Annotated in this window: 16 protein-coding genes; 14 read left to right on the top strand and 2 right to left on the bottom strand. The window is 61.3% G+C overall.

The window, feature by feature from the left end:
- Positions 1 to 66: 66 nt before the first annotated feature.
- On the bottom strand, positions 67 to 1,770 hold the full coding sequence (locus DW136_RS06840) for an OPT/YSL family transporter (protein ID WP_117584126.1): 1,704 nt from the start codon (positions 1,768 to 1,770) through the stop codon (positions 67 to 69).
- A 289-nt stretch (positions 1,771 to 2,059) separates the two neighbouring features.
- Here DW136_RS06840 and DW136_RS06845 point away from each other — a divergent pair, with 289 nt between their 5' ends.
- The 11 genes from DW136_RS06845 (at position 2,060) to DW136_RS06895 (ending at position 12,536) form a co-directional block, all read left to right on the top strand.
- The gene (locus DW136_RS06845) at positions 2,060 to 2,911 is read left to right on the top strand and encodes a type III pantothenate kinase (RefSeq protein WP_117770097.1); all 852 of its coding nucleotides are present in this window, start codon (positions 2,060 to 2,062) and stop codon (positions 2,909 to 2,911) included.
- Positions 2,912 to 2,993: 82 nt separating this feature from the next.
- Positions 2,994 to 3,518, top strand: a complete 525-nt coding sequence (locus tag DW136_RS06850; protein ID WP_117584124.1) for a dCMP deaminase family protein — start codon at positions 2,994 to 2,996, stop codon at positions 3,516 to 3,518.
- Positions 3,519 to 3,688: 170 nt separating this feature from the next.
- A complete protein-coding gene (locus tag DW136_RS06855) occupies positions 3,689 to 3,967 on the top strand; it encodes a NifU family protein (protein WP_035137589.1) in 279 nt (92 codons plus the stop codon).
- Between the two features lie 109 nt (positions 3,968 to 4,076).
- Positions 4,077 to 4,898: a prolipoprotein diacylglyceryl transferase gene (lgt, locus tag DW136_RS06860; RefSeq protein WP_118289321.1), complete on the top strand. Its 822-nt coding sequence runs from the start codon at positions 4,077 to 4,079 to the stop codon at positions 4,896 to 4,898.
- Between the two features lie 145 nt (positions 4,899 to 5,043).
- Positions 5,044 to 7,227: a DUF6020 family protein gene (locus DW136_RS06865; RefSeq protein WP_233503853.1), complete on the top strand. Its 2,184-nt coding sequence runs from the start codon at positions 5,044 to 5,046 to the stop codon at positions 7,225 to 7,227.
- 164 nt (positions 7,228 to 7,391) lie between these two features.
- Positions 7,392 to 8,198 carry a YebC/PmpR family DNA-binding transcriptional regulator gene (locus tag DW136_RS06870; protein WP_117584122.1) on the top strand — a complete coding sequence of 269 codons (807 nt, stop codon included), beginning with the start codon at positions 7,392 to 7,394 and terminating at the stop codon, positions 8,196 to 8,198.
- A gap of 166 nt (positions 8,199 to 8,364) precedes the next feature.
- A complete protein-coding gene (locus tag DW136_RS06875; RefSeq protein WP_147351648.1) occupies positions 8,365 to 8,910 on the top strand; it encodes a hypothetical protein in 546 nt (181 codons plus the stop codon).
- Positions 8,903 to 9,280, top strand: coding sequence for a DUF2273 domain-containing protein (locus DW136_RS10145; RefSeq protein ID WP_233503061.1), 378 nt, complete (start codon positions 8,903 to 8,905; stop codon positions 9,278 to 9,280). Before DW136_RS06875 ends, DW136_RS10145 begins: the two co-directional genes overlap by 8 nt.
- 44 nt (positions 9,281 to 9,324) lie before the next feature.
- Positions 9,325 to 9,840 (top strand): Asp23/Gls24 family envelope stress response protein, encoded by a 516-nt coding sequence (locus DW136_RS06885; RefSeq protein ID WP_055251999.1) that lies wholly within the window; start codon positions 9,325 to 9,327, stop codon positions 9,838 to 9,840.
- 206 nt (positions 9,841 to 10,046) lie between these two features.
- Positions 10,047 to 11,069: a YitT family protein gene (locus DW136_RS06890; protein WP_117584120.1), complete on the top strand. Its 1,023-nt coding sequence runs from the start codon at positions 10,047 to 10,049 to the stop codon at positions 11,067 to 11,069.
- A 150-nt stretch (positions 11,070 to 11,219) separates the two neighbouring features.
- Complete coding sequence (locus DW136_RS06895) at positions 11,220 to 12,536, top strand: zinc-ribbon domain-containing protein (RefSeq protein WP_158551633.1); 1,317 nt, start codon at positions 11,220 to 11,222, stop codon at positions 12,534 to 12,536.
- 140 nt (positions 12,537 to 12,676) lie between these two features.
- Here DW136_RS06895 and DW136_RS06900 read toward each other — a convergent pair whose 3' ends face one another.
- On the bottom strand, positions 12,677 to 14,140 hold the full coding sequence (locus tag DW136_RS06900; RefSeq protein ID WP_117629271.1) for a M20 family metallopeptidase: 1,464 nt from the start codon (positions 14,138 to 14,140) through the stop codon (positions 12,677 to 12,679).
- A 168-nt stretch (positions 14,141 to 14,308) separates the two neighbouring features.
- Here DW136_RS06900 and DW136_RS06905 point away from each other — a divergent pair, with 168 nt between their 5' ends.
- From DW136_RS06905 to groL, 3 genes are all read left to right on the top strand, one after another.
- Positions 14,309 to 15,946 (top strand): amidohydrolase, encoded by a 1,638-nt coding sequence (locus tag DW136_RS06905; RefSeq protein WP_233503852.1) that lies wholly within the window; start codon positions 14,309 to 14,311, stop codon positions 15,944 to 15,946.
- A gap of 918 nt (positions 15,947 to 16,864) precedes the next feature.
- Positions 16,865 to 17,158: a co-chaperone GroES gene (gene groES / locus DW136_RS06910; RefSeq protein ID WP_022094351.1), complete on the top strand. Its 294-nt coding sequence runs from the start codon at positions 16,865 to 16,867 to the stop codon at positions 17,156 to 17,158.
- 96 nt (positions 17,159 to 17,254) lie between these two features.
- Positions 17,255 to 18,892, top strand: coding sequence for a chaperonin GroEL (gene groL / locus DW136_RS06915; protein WP_006234938.1), 1,638 nt, complete (start codon positions 17,255 to 17,257; stop codon positions 18,890 to 18,892).
- Positions 18,893 to 19,057 lie beyond the last annotated feature (165 nt).

Genomic DNA, 19,057 nt, shown 5'->3' on the forward strand with positions numbered 1-19,057 from the left:
TAGCCGCGAAAGCTACCGACCGGGCAAATCGTAGACAATATGGTTGCTGTCGAGCAGCTGCTCAGCTTAGCCCAGCAGGCTTAAGCCCACGGAGACAAACGCCAGGATAACGCCGACGATGGACTCGCCGCCGAGCAGGCCGCTGGCAACGACCAAGCCCTGTTCCTGGAAGGCGGCGTCCTTGGCAGCCATCTCCTCGTCAGAAAGACCAGCTGTGGCGTCGCGGTGGGCGGACCACTTGTCGTAGGCGAGCTTGATACAGGAGCCCAGGAATGCCGTGAGTGACATGTAGAACGGCAGGTACACGCCCAGGCCGATCATCATGGCCGGAATGCCGAGCCAGTACATGACGATGCCGGCGATAAAGCCGCCTGCGAACCACGGCACGCTCGGGATGCCCGAGACCATGGTGGCGACGACGCTTGCCTGCGCGGCCACAAAGCTCTTGTCGGGGCCGAAAGCATCCGGACCATAGGCGGTGACAAGCGCGACCATGACGGCAGCGGCGACCAGGGCGCCCACGATGCCGCCGATGGCCTGGCCGATCCACTGCGCACGCGGATTGGTGCCCAGCACGGCGCCGGCCTTAAAGTCGTTCATGACGTCGCCCGCAAGGCCGCATGCCACGGCCACGATGCCGGCGATAAAGAACAGCTTGACCTGGGCGATCTGTGCGAAGGCAGCCACGATGAGCATGACGATGAGGCCGAAGATCTCCATGGGGTCGATGCCCGTCTGGCCGCAGCTCTGCGCGCTCATGATGGTGGTGACAAAGGTGAACAGCGTGACGATGACGGCCGGGACGGGGCCAAGGTCGAGCGCGATGGCGACGATCACGGCGATGGCGGCAGTACCCAGGCCGATGATGCCGGCGTCGAGCTTAAGCGAGCCCGAGATGAGCGACTGCTCGTCGGTGTCGCTGGAGCTGTCGGCGGCGAGGCCGCGGGCGATGCCGGCGACCTGCGGCAGGATGTCCTTGAGGACGACGGCGACGCCAAAGCCCATCATGAGGCCCATGCCGAGCGATTTGACGATGCCCTGCGCAGTCACAACGTCGAATAGACCGGCAGCGGTGCCGCCCACGATGATGCCAAAGTTACCTAGCAGCGCGCCGGCAAACCAGAAGGCAACCGGGGCGAAGCCAACCAAAAAGCCGATGGAGAGCAGCATGGGCGAGTTATAGATGGCAAAGGTCACGCCGGGGATATTGAGCGTGCACAGCATGCTGGGCACCACGCCCAGAGCGTCGCGAAGCACGCTGTAGATGCCTGCGATGGCCATGGAGCCAAAGAGCTGCTTGCCGGTCTTGCCGCCGGCCTCGGTGGCGCGCAGTGTCTGAGCTGCGGCATTGCCGGTGGGAAACTCCAGCGCGGCGTCCACGATAAAGTGGCGGTGGATGAGCGCCGTTGCCAGCAGGCCCAAGATGGTGCCGGCGAGTGCCACGATAAACATGTCGAGCCAGCTGATCTGGTCGGCATAGCCCAGCATCCAGGCGCCCGGGATGGTAAACGCCAGGCCGCCGGCGACCATGGCGCCCGCGGACATGATGGTGTGGGTGACGTTGGCCTCGTTGAGGCTGGCGTCACCCATGAGCTTCAGGAAGAACAGCGAGATGACGGCAGCGAAAATAATCGGCCAGGGGAGTGCACCCATCTTGAGGGCCGTGTAGGCCGAGCTTGCCGTGATGATCACGCAGCCAAGGACGCCGATGACGACGCCGCGCAGCGTGAGTTGCCCGCGCATCGAAGCGCGGTTCGAGGGATTGCTCATATAAAACTCCTTTGCGTATATCCGCTTCCCCCGGGAGCGCCGTTACGGATACGGCGCGGGAAGTCGGGTTACCAAGGGTCGCCGCGTGAACTCGCAAACGACCGCGCACCAGTATAGCGGCACGGCAGTTAATTTGGGACTGGGCTTTTTTAGCTATCCCAAACGAAGCCGAAGGATGATTATTCTGGGACGGGGATTTAAAAATCATCAGGTACGCAATGATTTTTAAATCCCCGTCCCAGAATAATCATCGGGATATACTGCTGGGCAGACGAAAGGAGCGCCGACGATGCTTAATGGGTGCGCATATATATTGACGGTCGACGTGGGCAACACGTTCATTCGCTTTGGCCTGTTTGCAGAGGATTCGGCCGCGGCGCAGGAATGTCCGCTTGCGACATGCGAGATCACGACGCCGTCGAGCATTACGGCCGACGAAGCGCGCATGCGACTTATGCAGGTCATGGGCGCGCTCGCCGCCGATGCAGGTGTGCCCGGGGTGCTTGCACCCGCCGCGGCCGTGCTGAGCTGTGTAGTCCCGGCGCTCGAGCGCCCGTGGAAGGCGGCACTTTCCCGCACCTGCACGGGGCGCGTGCTCACCGTGGGGCCGGGACTTAAGACCGGCATACCCGTGCACTACGACGATCCGGCCGAGATCGGCCCCGACCGCATCGCCGATGCCGTGGCGGCCCGCGCCGTCTACGGCTCGCCGTGCATCGTGATTGACCTGGGCACGACGACCAATATCGAGGTCATCGACGTGCACGGTACCTTTGTGGGCGGCGTTATCGCGCCAGGCCTGGCCCTCGGCGCCCGTTCGCTTTCGGCGGCAGCAGCGCGCCTACCCCAGGTTGAGCCCTCGGCGCCAACGCACGTCATCGGACGCAACACGCGCGAGGCCATGCGCTCGGGTGTGGTTTTGGGCGAGGTAGCCCGCATCGACGGAATGCTCGACATGGTGCTTGCCGAGATGCGCGCGACCAAGGCCGCGGGGGAGGGCGATGTGCCCATCGTCATTACCGGCGACGATGCCGAGGCACTTGCGGCGCTGGTCGGCCATAGCCTGACGGTAGACGACGCGCTGACGTTGCGGGGTCTCGCCGAGCTCTACCGCATCAACCAAAAGCCCCGCTGCGCGTAGGGCGAGGGGCTGGTGGGATAAGCGCCCCTACCTTTCACCTGCTACAATGGGCCAAACTATTGCGATTGCGGAGGTGTCTGCCATGTCGGACGATCTTCATCAAACCGCGTCGGGCAAGCGCCGCGACGTTATTAGCTGGGACGAGTTCTTTATGAGCGTGGCCATCGCCGCGCAGCGCCGCAGCAAGGACCCCAACACGCAGGTGGGAGCGTGCATCGCCAGCACCAACCACCGCATCCTTTCGGTGGGTTACAACGGCACGCCCTCGGCGCTCAACGACGACTTTTTCCCGTGGGGTACGAGCGATGACCCGCTGCAGGACAAGCACAACTACGTGGTCCATGCCGAGGCCAACGCCGTGCTCAACTACCGTGGCTCGCTCAAGGACCTCGAGGGTTCCACGGTTTACGTCACGCTGTTCCCGTGCCACGACTGCGCCAAGATCCTGGCGCAGGTGGGCGTGGGCGAGGTCGTCTACCTGGACAATAAATATGCCGACACCGATGACGGCCGTATCAGCCGCCGCATTCTCGACTCCTGCGGCATCAGCTACCGCCAGGTCATCGTCGATGTCCAGATTGGTACCGGGGGACAGGCTCGGCAGTAGCGCGTGCCAACGCCAGCTGGCGGCAAAACAGCCAAAAGAGCCCCGTCCCAAATTGACTGCTCGTGAAAGTCGTGTCCGCACGCATGGCTGGCGCCTAAGCGGGTACATGGCTGTAGTAACATAGCCCCTGTCCGCGGGCGTGCCCGCGTTATTGTGAGAAAGGAGCCCCTGTGGCTGTTAACGAAGAGCTGCTTAAGAAGGTTCTTGAAGAGATTCGCCCCAACCTGCAGGCCGATGGCGGCGATATGGAGTATGTGGGCGTCGACGACGAGGGTGTTGTCAAGTTGGAGCTGCAGGGCGCCTGCGCCGGCTGCCCCATGAGCTCGCTAACTCTTTCCATGGGTATCGAGCGCATCCTGAAGGAGCATGTGCCCGGCGTTACCCGCGTTGAGCAGGTCAATGCTTCCGGCGAGGCCGAGGACCTGTACGACGAGTACGCGCCGTTCTAAGATGCGAAAGCTGCGGACGGTACGCTTCGCATAGACGTTACGCCCAAATATGCGGCTGCGAGCGTAAGGCCCGCGGCCGCATTTGTATGTAGGGAGCAGGGGGATCGATATGCTCAACGACCTCTACCATATGCTTGATCCCGTCGCGATCTCGGCGGGCCCCATCACCATCTACTGGTACGGCCTGGCCTACGTGGTCGGTGCTCTGCTCACGGCGGTCGTTATGTACCGCACGCAGCGTCGTTGGGGCCTCGACATTACGATCGATGACCTGACGAGCGTCGTGGTCGGCGCGGTCTTTGGCCTCATCATCGGCGCGCGCCTGTTTTACGTCGTCTTTTACGGCGATGGCTACTATTGGACCCACCCGCTCGAGATCTTTGCCACCAACGAGGGCGGCATGAGCTTCCACGGCGGCCTGGTGGGCGGCATCTTGGGCGGCATCATCGTGTGCCGCATGTATAAGCTCGACGCCTGGACCGTCGCCGACCTTGCCGTGATCGGCGCCCCGCTGGCCCTATGCCTGGGCCGTTGTGCCAATTTCGTCAACGGCGAGCTGTGGGGTAAGCCGACCGATCTGCCTTGGGGTGTGGTCTTTGGCGGCACCGCGGGCGATATGCCGCGCCATCCTTCCCAGCTCTATGAGGCATTCCTAGAGGGCGTCGTGCTCTTCTGTATTTTGCAGGTGCTCAGCCGCAAAAAGCCGCTGCTGCCCCAGGGCACGTTTATGGGCGTGTTCGTGATGGGGTACGGCATCGTCCGCTTTCTCGTTGAGTTTGTGCGCGTGCCCGATGCCCAGCTGGGCTATCTGCTGGGCGGCGTCATCACCATGGGTCAGCTGCTGAGCCTGCCACTCGTAATTGCGGGCCTGGCGCTCATCATCTTTGCCCGTCACCGCAACCGTCCCCAGCGCATCTATCTCGACGCCTAACCGCCACATACCACCACAAAGGGGACAGGCACCTTTGTGGTGGTTTTGCTAGGCAACGATGACAGAACCGTAACGTTTCCCCAGATAAAACCTGCCAAAATAAACCTGTCCCTTTTTGGCAGGTTTCTAGAAAGGCTTTCGGACTGTGAAGGATTCCGACCTCTCCACAACGGCTGCGCGCGACGCTGCCCGCATCGTCTGGTTTAAGCGCTACCCCGCCAAGCAGACGCTCATCGCATTTCTGCTCGCGCTGTTGGCGACCACGGCGTTTTCCATCGATCCCGCGCCGGTCTCGAGCAACGCAGTCTTGGCGATTGACCCCAAAGCCTCGGGCATGCTGTACGTGTGCTACGAGGTGCTCCTCTCGTTTGCCGGCCATACCGACGCGGTCATGCTGCTTGCGCTTGCCTGCCTGCTCACGCTGCCGTTTCGCTACGTATTCTTTGGCCGTGGCGACACCTGGCGCCCGTCGATCATTCTGCCGTCGCTGTTTTTCGCCATCTGCATGGTGTTCGGCCGCAGCTACGACCTCACCGACTCGGCCGAGATTGTTCTTGGCGACAAGGCCCGCATCATCTGTGCCTGGATTGGCGGCGCGGGCTGGATGCTCTTGGCGATCGTTGCCTTCTACCTGGCTTTTGAGTGTCTAGATTGGCTGAGCTCTCGGCGCATTCCGTTTTCCGAAGCGCACTTTGGCCGCGTATGGCGTGTGGCTCACGCCGTGCTCTCGGCCCATCCCTTTGCCGGGCCCTTCCTGGTGCTTATGATCGCCTGGGCGCCCACGCTCATCGCTTCGCTGCCCGGCCTTTTTATGGGAGATACGGGTGCGCAGATTCGCCAGTGGTTCAACTATCCCAACGGCACGAGCGACTACCTGCGCCTGCTCAACCCCAATGTCCTGCTCAACGGGCATCACCCGGTCGTGCACACGGCTATCATCGGCTCGTGCGTGCAGCTGGGGCTTTCGCTGTTCAACAGCGCTAACGCGGGCCTCATCATCTATACCTGCGCTCAATTTGTCATCACGGCTGCCTGCATGGCCTATTCCATTTCGTCGCTGCGCAAACTGGGCGTGAGCCTGCCGGTTCGCGGTGCGATCCTGCTGTTCTTTGCGTTTATGCCGATGTTCTCTAACTACGCGGCCCTGCTCACCAAAGACGTGCTCTTTGCCGACGCGTTTTTGGTGCTGCTGGTACAGACCGTCAAGCTCGTGGCATGTGGCTTGCCCCGTCGTGATGCCAATGTCGAGCGGGCGGGCGAGAAAGCCCCCGTGCTCTTTGCGCGCCACGACTGGCTGTTGCTTGCGCTGGCTGCCATGGGTTCCACGTTTTTGCGCAATGGCGGCCTGGTCTTTCCGTTGGCGGCCTGCGTGATTGCGGCGGCGTTTTGCGCATGGGATGTACATGTCGCTCGTCGTGCGGCTAAGCAGACGGGCACCGCGGTCTCATGCGCCACGCCGCGCTTCCGCTGGGTTGGCGTCCTCGCGGTGCTCGTACTCTGCCTTGCCTCTAATATGTACTTCACCAAGGTCTTTATGCCGGCGCACGACATCACGCCCGGCTCCAAGCGCGAAATTCTCTCGATTCCGTTCCAGCAGACGGCTCGTTTCGTTCAAAAGCACGATGGCCTCAACTCGGGTGTCAACCCCACGGTAAAGGAGGACGGCACTATCGCGGAGGCTCCTTGCGACGGCTTGGTGACCGACGAGGAGCGCGTCGTGATCGATCGCGTGCTCAAGTACGAGAACCTGGGCCGCCGCTACAACCCTGACAAGTCCGATGCCGTCAAGAACTGCTTTAACGAGTACGCCTCGCAGGAGGACATCAAGGCCTATTTTGAGGTCTGGGCGCAGATGTTCAAAAAGGATCCCGAGTGCTATATCTCGGCGCTCATCAATAACTATTACGGCTACTTTTATCCGAGTGCCCGCGATGCCTGGGTCTACAGCACGGCGCGTAGTGCCGAGATCATGGCGCGTCCCGACAACCTCAAGTACTTCGACTTCCATCCGGTTGACAGCAACGTGGTGCGCTGGTGCGACCACCTGATCAATCTGTACCGTGTGGCGGTGCAGCGCATCCCGTTTATTTCGCTCACCATGAGCTCGGCCACCTATGTGTGGATCATGATTGCCGTGGTGGTCTACCTGCTGCGTCGTCATTCATGGCGTGCGCTGGCGATCTGGGTGCCGCTGTTGGGCGTGCTCGCCGTGTGCCTGATTGGTCCGTGCAACGGCTCGACCTACATGCGCTACCTGTATCCGGTCATCGCCTGCATGCCCTTCGCCATCGGCGCCACCGTCACCCGCAGCGACTTCCTCTGGTCCTAACTTGGTGCATTGGGGTCAGGTTTCTTTGCACCAAAGGGGACATCATCACGACGCCTTCATTTTGGGGTTTATCTCGCAGGCTAGTAGGTATATCATAACGACGTTTGTTTATATTGCCCGAGCATCTGCGCTGGGCTTTAGGTCGAAACCGATAGGAGACACGTATGTCCGGACACTCTAAGTGGGCCACAACCAAGCATCGTAAGGGCGCGCAGGACGCCAAGCGTTCCGCCCTCTTCTCCAAGCTCAGCCGCAACATCACTGTTGCTGCCCGTCTCGGCGGTGACCCGCTGCCCGAGAACAACGCCAGCCTCGCCGCTGCCGTTGCCAAGGCCAAGGCTCAGTCCATGCCTAAGGACAAGATCAAGTCCGCTATCGACAAGGCTTTTGGTTCGGGTGCTGACGCCGCCGTCTACGAGAACATCGTGTACGAGGGCTACGGTCCCGCCGGTGTCGCCGTCTACGTCGACTGCCTGACCGACAACCGCAACCGTACCGCCGCTGATGTCCGTTCCGCCTTCTCCCACGCTGGTGGCAACCTGGGCACCTCCGGCTCCGTCGCCTTCCAGTTTGAGCGCAAGGGCCAGATCGTCGTCGCCAAGGAGATCCTGGATGAGAACGCCAAGAAGGAGACCATGATCGCCAACGGTGCTGCCGGTGACGAGGATGAGTTCATGATGGCTATCGCCGAGGCCGGTGGCGAGGACTACGAGGATGCCGGCGAGGAGTGGATCGTCTGGACTGCTGCCAACGAGGTCATGGCTGTCTCCAAGGCGCTCGAGGAGCAGGGTGTCCAGGTCAAGGGCTCCGAGACCACCATGGTCCCGACCACCCCGACCGAGGTTTCCGGCGCCGACGCCAAGAAGGTCCAGCGCCTCATCGACCGTCTTGAGGAGCTCGACGACGTCCAGGACGTCTACAGCACCATGGACATGACCGACGAGGTCATCGCTGCCCTCGAGGAGGAGTAGCGCCAGCACGGATTGAGCCGTGCATATCTGGGCATAATGAAGCGAGCATGCAAGCCTCGTGGAATAGATGAGCCGGATCCGCGTGCGTAGAGCACCGGACCCGGCTCTTTTATAATGATGCGAACCGTTCTGCATTTCGAGAGCCGAGATTTGAAGGGAGCGCCGCGTGCGCGTACTCAAACGAGCCCTAGCGATCGTGTATCTTGCCGCCGCCATCGTGGCACTGGGTACGCTTGTCTGCCAGTTTTGGGGGCCGTATACGTATCGCTTTATGCTGCTGATGCGCGACCCCATGCCGCGCATCGTCGTGACGGCGTGCGCCGGCGTCGTGGCGATCGGCGTACTGCTGAGCTTTTTCCGCCTGATGTTCGCCCGTCGCGAACCGTCCTGCGTGCATCCGGCGGGGGAGCGCAATATCGAGGTTACCCTTGCGGCGCTTTCTTCGTGCGCCAGGGTTGCTGCCGAGCGCGACGACCGCGTGATGGTCGAGCATGTCGAGGCTCGCGTCCAAGGCCCCGACGATTCGCACGTCCGTTTTAAGGTCGAGGCTATCGCGCTTGACGATAAGGACGTGGCATCTCTGGCTACCGCGATGCAGCAGCGCATCGAAGAAGCCTGCGATACCATGCTCGGCGCGCCGGGTACGACCGCGCGCGTCCGTTTTTTGCCGTCCAAGACTACCGTCCAGACCGTGGAGGTTTCCGGTGAGTGATACCAATCAAGATAAGACCGCTCGTACGCCGCGCCTGACGATTGACCAGAGCGCCACGTCGGCGAGCGAACCTGTTGATTCCAAAGCAGAGGCAACCGAGTTACAAGACGCGGCAGCCGCGGATTTTGACGAGGCTATGGGTCTCATCAAGGGTACGGGCGCTGCCGTCTGGAGCTATGCTGTGCGTCATCCCAACACCACGCTCGGCGCCGTCGCCGGCTTTATCCTCGCCGTGTTGGTGCTCACGTTGGGCCTGTGGGACACGCTCGTCATTGCATTCTTCGTGCTGATCGGCGCTGTGATCGGCCAAATTCGCGACGGCGAGAACGGGATCGTCAACTTCTTCGGCCGTCTGTTTAGCGGCCGCTAATATGTATTCGACTGTCGCATCCGCGGCGGGCATAAGGAGGAACCATGGCTTTTAATACGAAGGTCGATGTAGCCGATACCGAGCTCGAGGAGAACGAGGCGGTCGTCGCCGAAGCTGAGGATGTGACGCTCGAGGATGAGGCTCTCGTCGAGGCCGAGTCCGATACGGATGAGGACGACGAGGAAGCGGATGAGTCCGAGGACTCGCTGACCTATTCCAACGGCGTGATCGAGAAGATCGTTGCCATGGCCACCCGCGAGGTTCCGCACGTTCTGGGCATGAAGGGTAACCTCATGCACTTTGTGCAGGAGCAGTTTGGTGCCGAGAATCTGACCAAGGGCGTGACGGTCGAGGTCACCGACGATAATCGCGTGGTCGTCAACATCTCCGTCATCATCGAGTACGGCGCCTATGCGCCCGCGATCTTCGACGATGTTAAGGCACGTGTCACCGAGCGCCTTGCCGCGATGACTGGCCTTGAGGTGGCGGGCGTCAACCTGCGCATCGAGGATGTCATCACCCCCGAGGAGTACGAGCACCGCACCAGCCAGCACGAATAACCTTCCAAAAAGGGACAGGTTTGTTTTGGCAGGTTTTATCTGCGAAAACATTAAACGGCCGACCGCGCAAGCAAAAGCGTGGCCGGCCGTTTTTGTACGCTCCCGATATAGTCATACCGCTCGTCTAACTAAGGGTTGCAATCCCCACGTTCCGCGTTACTCTAATGGGCGCATTGTTTCCAAATTGTTAACGAGGGGTTGCCGTAATGGCCGACGAGCACGAAACAGAAAGCAAGGCATGGGCAATTGAGGCCGCTGCGGCAGAGGCGGCGTCGCGTGCTGCCGAGGAGGTGCATCGTCCTCCCGTAGTGCCGATGGAACGCGTGGTCGATCGCGATGTTATCGAGCGGGGCGAGCGCGCTGGTCGCAAGCGCAGCCAGGAGCCGGGCTTTCCGCGCTTTTTTGCCGAGCTCAATTTGGGCCTGATCCTCACGGCCTTTGCCATCGTCGCGTTTAAAACCCCTAATCACTTTGCTTTTGGCGGCACCTCGGGCGTGTCGGTCATTCTGTCCACGCTGTTCCCGACCCTGCCCGTCGGCGTCTTTATGTGGATTATCAATGCGGTCCTGGTCGTTCTGGGCTTTATCTTTTTGGAGCGCAAGGCAATCCTGTGGAGTGTCTTTGCCTCGTTTGCGCTGTCCGCCTATGTTTCGCTGTTTGAGCTCTTTATTCCGACCGATGTCTCGATGACGGGCGATATGTGGCTCGACCTGTGCTTTGCCGTGATTCTGCCGGCGCTCGGCAGCGCCATCGTCTTTGATATTGGTGCCTCGACGGGCGGCACGGACATCCTCGCCATGATTCTCAAACGCCGCACCACGCTTGAGATCGGCCGTGCGCTGCTGTTGGTCGATATCGGCATCGTGACCATCGCGGCCTTCTTGTACGGTCCGCGCGTCGGTCTGTACTGCGTGCTCGGCCTGTTTGCCAAGACGCTTGTGGTCGACAAGGCCATCGAGAGCATTCACCTGCGCAAAGTCTGCACGGTCATTTGTTCCGAGCCCCTTAAGGTCGAGGAGTTTATCGTCAAGCATCTCAACCGTACGGCGACTATCAGCCGCGGCTACGGTGCTTTCTCGGGCAAGTGCGTGACGGTGATCATGAGCGTGCTAAGCCGTCGCGAGGCCGTGCAGCTGCGCCGCTATGCGCGCGAAGTCGATCCGGGTGCCTTTATCACGATTGTCGACAGCTCCGAGATCGTCGGCAAGGGTTTCCGCGGAACGAACTAACGCGGTCGAGCTCATCAAACAATCGAATAGCGCCCTGCGCATTGCAAATGCGTCATGTTGGAGTATTTGTCCCCACATTGGGTGATAATGATGCTAAAGACATCATTTGCGATCCAGATGATTCGCTCAAGATACGAAGGGATGATCTCGATGTTCTGTTCGCAGTGTGGTGCCCCCATGGGCGACAACGATAAGTTCTGTGGTGCGTGTGGTGCCCCCAATGCCGGTGCCGCAGCCTCTGCCCCTCAGGGTCAGCCCCAGCAGTTTGTTCCGCAACCGCCCGTGGCGAATGCGTCCAAGGGCTGTGTGGCTCAGGCGTTTGAGGATATGACCAAGACTCCGGGCGTGCTGCAGCGCGTGTGCCAGATTGCCTTTTTACCGGCGCTGATTTGTGTTGTGTCGGTACTCGTGCTGTTTATTCCCGTTATTGGCGGCATTGCAGCTGCCATCGGCTTTTTGGCAGCTTGCATTGCGAGCGTGTGTGGTTCCGGCTTTGGTATTGAGTGGGGTCGCGATCTGTCGCTCAAGGTTGATGGCGGTATGGATCGTCCACTCATGCGTTCCACGTCGTTTGGCCTCGGAGTCTTTTCGAGCGTTATCTCGGTCGTGCTCGAGGTTATCGCTGCCATTCCCGTTATCGGTGTAGTGCTTTCGCTGGTGGAGAGCGTGGTAATTGGCGCCGCGGGCTCGTATTCGTATTACGGCTCCTATGCACTCGAGGCAGCGCTGTTTGGCTCGCTTGGCCTGCTTGTCCTGGCTATGATTGCCACGGCGGTCTTGGGGGTCTTCTTTAAGATGTTCGCCGACATTGCCGTGATGCACTTTGCGGTGACCGGTCGTGTCGAGAGCGCGTTTTCGCTCGACAAGGTCTGGGCGGCGTTTAAGCACAACAAGACCAAGCTGTTCTGCGCTTCGTTCCTTCCCGAGTTTTTGACGGGTCTGGTCGCCAACGTTGTCACATGGATCCTGACGCTCGTCTTCGGCGCCATTGCCTCTGTCGGTATGTATAACTACTACTACCGTCCTTCGGCTATTGAGGCGCTTGTTACCGGCGGTGGCATCACGCTCGTATTGTTCTTGGTGCTGACGGCGTTTGTCACGGTATTCCTTACGGTCTTTGGCAAGATGCTCAAGCATCGTGCCGTTGGCTATTGGGTAGCGCGTTATGCAGCTGAATGGGCTGATGAGGATAAGGATGACGTCCTGACCTTTGTGCTGCCGTTTGAGAAGAAGTCTGCTCCGGCTGGTTTTAGCACCGACGCAGCGCCCGTATCCGATTCCGCTGCGGCGCCTGCGCCCGAGCCCGAGCCCGAGCCCGCGCCCGAGCCCGTGCCTGAGCCTGAACCTGAGCCCGTGCCTGAGCCCGAGCCCGCGCCCATGCCGGAACCGGAGCCCGAGCCTGCGCCTGAGCCCGTGCCTGAGCCCGAGCCTGCGCCAAGCTCCGACGAGGACCCGCAGGACGAGTAACCCTGCCACCTGCCATTTGGGGACGGGGTAGAAACGGTAGAAATAGCGCTTGACAAATAAGCGGGGACGGACGTGCCGAAGCGTCCGCCCCCGCTTTGATATCGCGATGCGGCTATGACTGCGAGATGGTCGTGGATCGACTACTCGTCGTGCTTCTCCTCGCGGCGAGCGGCGGCACGTGCATCATGGATGCCCTTGATGGCGGCATGGCGCGCCGTGCGGGCATCGTGCATGGCGTCGCGGGCCTCGGCGGCCGTGGCCTTGGCAGAGCGCAGTTTGGCTGCCAGGTCGGGATTGGTCTCGGCGACCGCGGCAATCGTGGGGCCGTCGAGCTCTTCTTGTGTGGGCTCGGCCAAAAAGTCGATGGCATATTGGGCGGCCACCATGGAGCCCTTGGCCAGTACCGACTCGTCAATCTTGTAGAAGCAAGAATGTTGGGCGTACGTGGCGCCAATCTGGGGGTTGCGCGTGCCAACAAAGGCGAGCACGCCCGGTACGCGGCGCAGGTACTCTGAAAAATCCTCACCCGAGAGTGTGCCGCGATAATGGCCTTGGCCGGTGGGGCCCAGGCATTTGATTACTGCCTGGCGGCAGCGCTCGCTCGAGGCGGCATCGTTTTCGACCTTGTAATTGGCGATGGTGTAGTCGGTGAGCTCTGCCTCGGCGCCCAAGGCGGCCGCGGTATGCTCCACGATGCGGCGCATGAGCTCCGGCATTTCCTCGTGGGTCGAATCTCCGTAGGTGCGCACCGTGCCGGCGAGGTAGGCCGTGCCGGCGATAACGTTGCGCGCGGTGCCGCCGTGCAGCTCGCCGACGGTAATGACGGCCGGCTCGTAGGGACTGATCTCGCGCGAAACGATGGTCTGCAGAGCGTTGACGATCTCGGCGGCAACCATAACGGCGTCGTGACCGCGCTGGGGCATGGCGCCGTGGCACGAGGTGCCGCGGACGTCGATGCGGAACCAGTCGGTATTGGCCATGCGCGGTCCGGGCTCGCAGCTCACGGTGCCGGCGTCGACCTCACTCCAGATGTGCGCGGCGTAGGCGCCATCGACGCCGTCGAGCACGCCCGTGCCGATCATGAGCTTGGCGCCCTGGCCGTTTTCCTCGCTGGGCTGGAAGACGATGCGGATCTCGCCGTGGATGTCGTCGGTCATATGGCGCAGGATTTGCAGCGTGCCGAGCATCATGGCGATGTGGCAGTCGTGGCCGCAGGCGTGCATGCAGCCCTCGTTGACGCTGGCAAACTCCTCGCCGGTCTGCTCGGTGACGGGCAGGGCGTCGATGTCGGCGCGCAGCAGGATGCGGCGGCGTGGCGTGCCGTCCTCGCGATAGGCATCCGACGCGGTACCGCGAAGCGTTGCCACCAAGCCGGTCTTGAGCGGACGCTCGTAGGGGATATTCATGGCGTCGAGCTGGTTGGCGATGTCGGAGGTCGTGCGCTCCTCGGCAAGGCTCAGCTCCGGGTGCTTATGGAAGTGCCGGCGCTGCTTGATGATATAGGGTTCAAACTCGGTAGCGATATCTTTGATGGCTGCGGTGACGTCGTCAGCCGCGCGAGCCTCGGTCGCCGCCATAATCTGCTGTGCCTTGGTCTTCGTCATGGTCGATTTGCTCCTTGCTGGGTTGATCGCAAAATCGTACAGGCTCTCTCCAGTATGCCACCTGCCGCTAGGGCTGGTAAAGTTGCCGTTTGCCGCTTGGGGTTTTGTTACAAGGGCGGGGGAGTACACTCGGGGGTGTTGAATTTCCTGCCAGAGATGGGGATGCCCATGCAACATATCGATCGGATTATCCGCTCCAAGAACGTCTTTACCGCGCAAGACGGCATCGATACCGCCCGCGAGCTGGCGATTGCCATCGCAGGCGACCGTATCGTCGCAGTCGGTGCGCCCGATGACGTGATTGCCGCCGCGCCTGCCGCCACGCCGGTTATCGACTACGGCGAGCAGTTTGTCTGCCCAGGTTTCCATGACGCTCATCTGCACTTCTTCCATACCTCGGTCGGCTCCTCGCCGTACATGCTCATGGATATGGGCACGTCCGAGGCGGCGCTGGTGCAACACGCGCTCGAGTTTTCCCAGGACCTGCCCGATGACGCTTGGGTTGTGACGCAGGGCTGGCGCGACTACCGTTGGGACCCGCCCGAGCATCCTACCAAGGCGTCGCTCGATGCGGCATTCCCCGATCGCCCCTGCGTTATGTATTCGGGCGACGGCCATACGCTGTGGCTCAACAGCCGCGCACTCGAGGCGCTCGGCGTCACGCGCGACAGCGAGCCGCCAGCGGGCGGTGGCTACGACAAGGACGCAAGCGGCGAGCTCACGGGCATTGCTCACGAGGCGGCTGCCATGCAGCTGCTACCGCGCTGCCTTGAGTGGCTGGGCGAGGATCGCATCGCAAGCGCTTACGCCGATCAAATGAGGCGGATGGCCGAGCAGGGCATCACCTCGATATGCGATATGTCGCTCATGCCCATGCCGGGCTGCGACTTTATCCGCGACGATGTCTACGACAAACTGCAGGCAGCCGGCAAGCTGGGCATCCGCGCCCATTTGTTTCCCACGCTGCTGGATGACCAATCGCGCTTGGAAGAGCTACAGACCCGCTACGCGAACAACGCGCTGCTCTCGGCGCCAGGCTTTAAGCAGTTCTTCGACGGCGTGTCGAGCGAACACACGGCATATCTCACCGAGCCCTATACCAATCCGCGCTTCCCGGGCGACCAGGGCCGTCTGACAGTTCCTGCCGAGCGCATGCGTAAGCTGGTTCTGGCGGCCGCGGAGCGCGGCCACACTGTGCGTATCCACGTCATCGGCGACGGTGCCATCCATGCTGCGCTCGATATCTTTGAGGAGGCGGCAGAGCTCTACGGCCTGCCCCAGCACGGCCATAACACACTCGAGCATCTGGAGAACCTCCTGCCCCAGGACATCGATCGCCTGCGCAAGCTCAACGTGGTCGCCTCGAGCCAGCCCTGCCACATCACGCTCGATCCGGGTGGCCCAGAGCGCGACTTTGGCCTGGAGCGAAGCCGAATCATGTGGCCGTTCGCAACCTATAAGCAGCGCGGCATCCGCCAAGCCTTCGGAACTGACAGCCCTATCACGCCCGTTACCAGCATGAACGTGCTCTACACGGCCATCACGCGCCAGGACCCCAAAAGCCACTGGCCCGAGGGCGGCTGGTTGCCGAGCGAGCGCATCGATGCGGCAACGGCTCTGCGCAACTACACTCTGGGCAGCGCCTATGCAGCGGGCGACGAGCAAAACCTCGGCAGCCTGGAACCCGGTAAATACGCCGACCTGGTAGTCTTGGACCAAAACCCACTCACCATCGACCCCCAAGAACTCCAAGCCACCAAAGTCCAAGCCACCTACCTAGCCGGCAACCTGATCTACGAGCGCTAAGTATTCATGTCTTACCGTTAAACGCGGCTCGGGCAGCTTATTTTGGGATGGCGCTCGAGCCGCGTTTGCGTTTCGGTGAGGATCCGCCATGTGCGTCCCTGCTCTGTTGGATTTGGGCGCGGGGTTGAGGTGCTGCTCCGTGCGTTCAATTTGGACATCAGCAGTGAAACCTCATGGTGTTTTGCATACTTCCAGTTGCAGATTGCATAAAAAAGCTGAGATGTTCTTTCCGGTCCTGATGTACCCCCGCCTGGGCCGTGCAAAAAACGGAGTATTCAGCACCGCGAGCTCTGCCGGTGCCGCTGCGGCTGAGTAACGTTACGGAGATTGACGTCATTTTGGGCTCCGGTACGGCGCGAAGTACGCCCATTTGTCCCAACGGGGTCTGCCCACCGACCAAAACCGCCCGCTGAAGGCGTTCTTGGGACCAATAAGGTATGTCCGGCGCGTATGCAGCCGTCCTGGCTTGCTGAATACTCCCAAAAATGCACGGTGCTCCCCAGGGGACCCGTGCGCGCAGCGAAGACCATGCCCACATTCCTATCCGCATCGCCATTTTGCTGCACTGACTTTTCTGAATGCCGGGCCCGAATTAGTTAACCTGCCTCCCGTGTGGCTCCGGAGGGGCGGGGCATAAGGTTTATCGCGAGTTCCGCACGAGCCGAAGGCCACTTAATGTGGCCTTCGTGCGAGCAGGACTGCCCGAGCAGGAAACCTTATGCCCCGCCCCTCCGGAGCCACACGGGAGGCATCGCTAAGTTATCCCCCGGCATTCAGAAAATCTAAGTGCCAAAAAATAAGATTTTTTGACTCCGTGTTGTATAACCCGCCATTCGTGGGTACCATTCAACGCGTACGCAAACAAAAAGGGTTAACCCGCGCGGCATGACCGCGCGGCCCACAAAGGAGGAAACAAGCATGTCGTCTTTGAAGCCGCTTGCAGATCGCGTCCTGGTCAAGCCCGACGAGGCCGAGCAGAAGACCGCTTCTGGTCTGTACATCGCCAGCAACGCTCAGGAGAAGCCGCAGCGCGGCACCATCGTTGCCGTGGGCGCCGGCAAGGTCAACGACAAGGGTGAGCGCATCCCCATGGACGTCAAGGTTGGCGACGTTGTCATCTACGGCAAGTTCGGTGGCAACGAGGTCAAGGTCGACGGCGAGAAGTATCTGCTCATGCGCGCCGACGACATCTACGCCGTCGTCGAGGCCTAGTCTCGTCAGAATCTCTGATTCGTCTTTGAACGCGATCGTCGCATAGGACTCGGAAGCGGCGACGCGAGTCACATTTCTTTTGGAGGATTACTCACCATGGCAAAGAACATTACGTTCAACACCGATGCCCGCGCTAAGCTCGCCAAGGGCGTCAACACTCTGGCCGACGCCGTTACCGTCACCATGGGCCCCAAGGGCCGCTACGTTGCGCTGCAGCGCACGTTCGGTGCCCCGACCATCACCAACGACGGCGTTTCTGTCGCTAAGGAGATCGAGCTCGAGGACAACATCGAGAACATGGGCGCTCAGCTGGTGAAGGAGGTCGCCACCAAGACCAACGACACCGTGGGTGACGGCACCACCACCGCAACCCTGCTCGCCCAGGCCATCGTCAACGACGGCCTGCGCAACGTCGCCGCCGGCGCCAACCCGCTGGCCATCCGTCGCGGCATCGACAAGGCTGTAAACGCCGCCGTCGCCGAGATGAAGAAGCAGGCCAAGCCGGTCGAGACCAAGGAGCAGATCGCTTCCGTCGGCACCATCTCCGCTGGTGACCCCGAGGTTGGCGAGAAGATCGCCGAGGCCATGGAGGTCGTGGGCAAGGACGGCGTCATCACCGTCGAGGATTCCCAGACGTTCGACATCACCATCGACACCGTCGAGGGCATGCAGTTCGACAAGGGCTATGTCTCCGCTTACTTCGTCACGGACAACGACCGCATGGAGGCCGTGATGAAGGATCCGTACATCCTCATCACCGACCAGAAGATTTCCAGCGTTCAGGACATCATGCCTGTTCTCGAGGCTGTCCAGCGCGCCGGCCGTGGCCTGCTCATCATCGCTGAGGACATCGACGGCGAGGCTCTGCCGACCCTGGTCCTCAACAAGATCCGTGGCGCTCTCAACGTCTGCGCCGTCAAGGCCCCGGGCTACGGCGATCGCCGCAAGCGCATCCTGGAGGACATCGCCGTCCTCACCGGTGGCCAGGCTGCTCTGGACGAGCTGGGCGTGAAGGTCGCTGACATCACCGCCGATATGCTCGGCACCGCTAAGTCCGTCACTATCTCCAAGGACAACACCGTCGTCGTCGGCGGCGCCGGCTCCAAGGAGGCCATCGACGCCCGCATCGCTCAGATCAAGGGCGAGATGGAGAACACCACCTCTGACTTCGACCGTGAGAAGCTCCAGGAGCGCCTGGCCAAGCTCTCCGGTGGCGTTGCCGTCATCAAGGTCGGCGCTGCTACCGAGTCCGAGCTCAAGGAGATCAAGCACCGCGTTGAGGATGCCCTGCAGGCTACCCGCGCTGCTGTCGAGGAGGGCATTGTCGCCGGTGGCGGCGTCGCCTTCATGGACGCTGCTCCTGCGCTCGATGCTGTCGAGATCGACGACCCCGAGGAGAAGATCGGCGTCGATATCGTCAAGAAGGCTCTGACCGCTCCGGTCGCTACTATCGCCAAGAACGCTGGCTTTGAGGGCGCTGTCGTGGTCGACAAGGTTGCCGAGCTGCCCGCCGGCCAGGGTCTCAACTCTGCCAACGGCGAGTGGGGCGACATGATCGAGATGGGCGTCCTCGACCCCGTCAAGGTCAGCCGCGTCACCCTGCAGAATGCTGCTTCTGTCGCCAGCCTGATCCTCATCACCGAGGCCACCGTCTCCGATGTGCCCAAAAACACTCAGCTTGAGGACGCTATCGCTGCTGCTACCGCTGGTCAGCAGGGCGGCGGTATGTACTAAGGCCGACAAGGTCTAGAACTCCCACCGGGAATCCGGGGGCGTGACGGGGGCTTCCCTCCGGAACGTCCTCGGACATGCAAAGAGGCTCCGCATCGCGCTTCGCGCTGCGGAGCCTCTTTGCGTCCTGACGCTCCTATTTGGCAAGGTGTTTTTTAGAATCCATTT

The organism is Collinsella sp. AM12-1 (assembly GCF_003472325.1).
In the GTDB taxonomy this organism is placed as follows: domain Bacteria; phylum Actinomycetota; class Coriobacteriia; order Coriobacteriales; family Coriobacteriaceae; genus Collinsella.

Coding starts and splice junctions, on each gene's coding strand:
- lgt (WP_118289321.1), top strand. CDS start 4,077: ATGCTCAACGACCTCTACCATATGCTTGATCCCGTCGCGATCTCGGCG.
- groL (WP_006234938.1), top strand. CDS start 17,255: ATGGCAAAGAACATTACGTTCAACACCGATGCCCGCGCTAAGCTCGCC.
- DW136_RS06895 (WP_158551633.1), top strand. CDS start 11,220: ATGTTCTGTTCGCAGTGTGGTGCCCCCATGGGCGACAACGATAAGTTC.
- DW136_RS06900 (WP_117629271.1), bottom strand. CDS start 14,140: ATGACGAAGACCAAGGCACAGCAGATTATGGCGGCGACCGAGGCTCGC.
- DW136_RS06840 (WP_117584126.1), bottom strand. CDS start 1,770: ATGAGCAATCCCTCGAACCGCGCTTCGATGCGCGGGCAACTCACGCTG.
- DW136_RS06845 (WP_117770097.1), top strand. CDS start 2,060: ATGCTTAATGGGTGCGCATATATATTGACGGTCGACGTGGGCAACACG.
- DW136_RS06890 (WP_117584120.1), top strand. CDS start 10,047: ATGGCCGACGAGCACGAAACAGAAAGCAAGGCATGGGCAATTGAGGCC.
- DW136_RS06885 (WP_055251999.1), top strand. CDS start 9,325: ATGGCTTTTAATACGAAGGTCGATGTAGCCGATACCGAGCTCGAGGAG.
- DW136_RS06850 (WP_117584124.1), top strand. CDS start 2,994: ATGTCGGACGATCTTCATCAAACCGCGTCGGGCAAGCGCCGCGACGTT.
- groES (WP_022094351.1), top strand. CDS start 16,865: ATGTCGTCTTTGAAGCCGCTTGCAGATCGCGTCCTGGTCAAGCCCGAC.
- DW136_RS06905 (WP_233503852.1), top strand. CDS start 14,309: ATGCAACATATCGATCGGATTATCCGCTCCAAGAACGTCTTTACCGCG.
- DW136_RS06870 (WP_117584122.1), top strand. CDS start 7,392: ATGTCCGGACACTCTAAGTGGGCCACAACCAAGCATCGTAAGGGCGCG.